The following is a 3,003-nucleotide window of genomic DNA, read 5'->3' as shown; positions in this document are numbered from 1 at the left end:
AATTTTTACAGATGTTATACACAATTTTTACAGATGTTATACACAATTTTTACAGATGTTATACACAATTTTTACAGATGTTATACACAATTTTTACAGATGTTATACACAATTTTTACAGATGTTATACACAATTTTTACAGATGTTATACACAATTTTTACAGATGTTATACACAATTTTTACAGATGTTATACACAATTTTTACAGATGTTATACACAATTTTTACAGATGTTATACACAATTTTTACAGATGTTATACACAATTTTTACAGATGTTATACACAATTTTTACAGATGTTATACACAATTTTTACAGATGTTATACACAATTTTTACAGATGTTATACACAATTTTTACAGATGTTATACACAATTTTTACAGATGTTATACACAATTTTTACAGATGTTATACACAATTTTTACAGATGTTATACACAATTTTTACAGATGTTATACACAATTTTTACAGATGTTATACACAATTTTTACAGATGTTATACACAATTTTTACAGATGTTATACACAATTTTTACAGATGTTATACACAATTTTTATTTTTAAAAAAAATTAAGAACGTAACCATTCAATATGTTGTTTTAATAAAATTTTACCATGAAAAGTTAAAATGGATTCAGGATGAAAATTTAAACCACAAATACGATCAAAATTATTACGAATCGACATAGGAGTGTTTTTAAAGCACGCATTGACAATTAAATCTTTAGGAATATTTTTACAGACTAAAGTATAATATCGCGCTACTAGTAGTGGATTAGGAATGTTTAAGAACATTTCTGATTGATCATGTGTGATAGATATAAATTGTCCAAGTTTAATAATTTTTGAATGACAAATTATTCCATTATATTTTTTAATAATTGCCAAATATCCTAAACCAATTCCTAAAATTGGAATTTTTCCTTTACAAAATGTTAAAATTTTTAATAAACAACCAGAATTTTCAGGTATACCTGGTCCAGAAGATAATATAATAATGGGATTTTTCATTGTAGTTAAAGTTAAAAGAATAGTTTGAAAATTTTCAGTATTGCGGTAAATTATAATTTTTTGTTTTAAATTTTTTAACATATTTATTAAATTATATGTTAAGGAATCTAAATTATTTAAAAGTAAAATATTATACATAAAATATATTTGAAAAATTATTAGATTCTAAAATTGTTAATAAAATCATTTGTGCTATTTCAAAACATTTAAAATTTTCTTGATAAGGACAAGAATCTAAAAATATTTGAATACCAGATTGTATAGTTGCTATATTATTTTCAATATAAGCGGCATCTAAAATAGTATACATTTCTGTTTTTTTAAATCCTAAAAAATATCCAATAGATCCACCATAATGACCACGATTAATTTTTTCTATTTGAGCAATAATTTTCATGGCATTAATTTTTGGAATTCCTGTTACAATACCTGCATTTAAAAAAGCTTGAAAAAAATGAAAAATATCTAAATTATTTTTTAATTTTCCAATAATTTTTGAAAGAAAATATATTGTATTAGAACATTTTTTTATTTTCATTAATTGAGAAATTTTTTGACTATTAGTTTTACAAATTTTAGATAAATCATTTTTTATTAAATCAATTAACATAATATGTTCTGATAATTTTTTTTGATTAGTACGTAAAAATAATTCAGTTTGTATATCAAAATTTTGATTAAAGATATTATTTTTATTTTTTTGTCTAAATTCCATTCCAGTAGAAGAAAATATTTGAAGAAGATTTTTTTGTGAAGAATATTTTAAATAATTTTCTAATGAATAACCAAATAAAATAAAATTTTGGTCTTTCATATAAAATGTACATGTATAAGGATTTTTTTTTTTTAAATTCTGGTAAGCATTTAAAGGATGTTCACAAGGAATAAAGAATTTATAGGAAATTCTAATTTGAAAAATTTCATTACAATAAATTAAAGATTTTAGAATTTTAATATTTTTTATAAATTTTTTTTTTTTAAAATTTTTAAAAATTTTAAAAATTTTATGAGTAGAAGTAGTAATTATTTTTAAAGACATAATTTTTTTTTTTAAAATTTTTTTTATTTCTTGAAATCTTTTTTTTAATCGTTTTAATTCTAAAAAATTTTTTGTAAAAACATTTGTTTGTAATGTAGAAATTTTTTTTTTATGATTAATTATTAAAAAACTTTCTGCTAAATAAAAACAAAAATCTAAACAATTATTTTTTTTTTTTACATATGGTAATTTTTCAAAATTATAAATTAAATCATATGAAAAAAATCCTCCAAATAACATAGAACTAATATTTTCTGAAGAAGAAATACTATTTATTAATAAACGAAAACTATCAAAAATAGATGAAGATTTAAAATTTTCTGTTTCATATTTTTTTTTTTTAAATTTTTTAAATAATAATATTCTTAAGTTTTTTTTTTTTAAAATACATAAATTTTTTGGTATTTTTTTATCTAATAATTTTAATAATTTTTGACCATTAATTGTAAAAGATTTAATAAAAACTTTTGTTTCTTTTGCTGAAATTCTTAAAATACTATCTAAAATAATAATATTTTTTTTTTAGAGAATTCTAATAATAATGTATTTTTTTTTTTTTTACATAATGTATAAAAAATTTTAATTATATTTTTATGATACGTTGTATTACTTTTAAAAATTTTCATAATATTTTTATTTATCATTATAAGTATCCAAGAAATAAAATCTAAAAGAATTTAAAGATAATATATTATTACAGAAAATTTTTAAAAACACAAATACAAAAAAATAATAATTAATAATAATAATAAAAACACAAATACAAAAAAATAATAATTAATAATAATAATAAAAACACAAATACAAAAAAATAATAATTAATAATAATAATAAAAACACAAATACAAAAAAATAATAATTAATAATAATAATAAAAACACAAATACAAAAGAATAATAATTAATAATAATAATAAAAACACAAATACAAAAGAATAATAATTAATAATAAT

Annotated in this window: 3 protein-coding genes; all 3 read right to left on the bottom strand. The window is 17.6% G+C overall.

Translation table 11 applies throughout. The annotated features are described in order from the left end of the window. Positions 1-571: 571 nt before the first annotated feature. Positions 572-1,150 (bottom strand): glutamine amidotransferase-related protein, encoded by a 579-nt coding sequence (locus RJT25_RS02100; protein ID WP_343126730.1) that lies wholly within the window; start codon positions 1,148-1,150, stop codon positions 572-574. After that, positions 1,143-2,414, bottom strand: coding sequence for a chorismate-binding protein (locus RJT25_RS02095; protein WP_343126732.1), 1,272 nt, complete (start codon positions 2,412-2,414; stop codon positions 1,143-1,145). Before RJT25_RS02095 ends, RJT25_RS02100 begins: the two co-directional genes overlap by 8 nt. A 137-nt stretch (positions 2,415-2,551) precedes the next feature. Then, positions 2,552-2,695: a hypothetical protein gene (locus tag RJT25_RS02090; protein ID WP_343126731.1), complete on the bottom strand. Its 144-nt coding sequence runs from the start codon at positions 2,693-2,695 to the stop codon at positions 2,552-2,554. Positions 2,696-3,003: the final 308 nt, after the last annotated feature.

This window comes from Buchnera aphidicola (Nippolachnus piri), from assembly GCF_039383305.1.
In the GTDB taxonomy this organism is placed as follows: Bacteria; Pseudomonadota; Gammaproteobacteria; order Enterobacterales; family Enterobacteriaceae; genus Buchnera_F; species Buchnera_F aphidicola_AZ.
The sequence above is the reverse complement of the archived record's forward strand: the minus strand, read 5'-3'. Positions and strand labels throughout refer to the sequence as shown.

What these genes read in the sequence shown, in the direction of transcription:
- RJT25_RS02100 (WP_343126730.1), bottom strand. Translation starts at nt 1,150, where the DNA reads ATGTATAATATTTTACTTTTAAATAATTTAGATTCCTTAACATATAAT.
- RJT25_RS02090 (WP_343126731.1), bottom strand. Translation starts at nt 2,695, where the DNA reads ATGATAAATAAAAATATTATGAAAATTTTTAAAAGTAATACAACGTAT.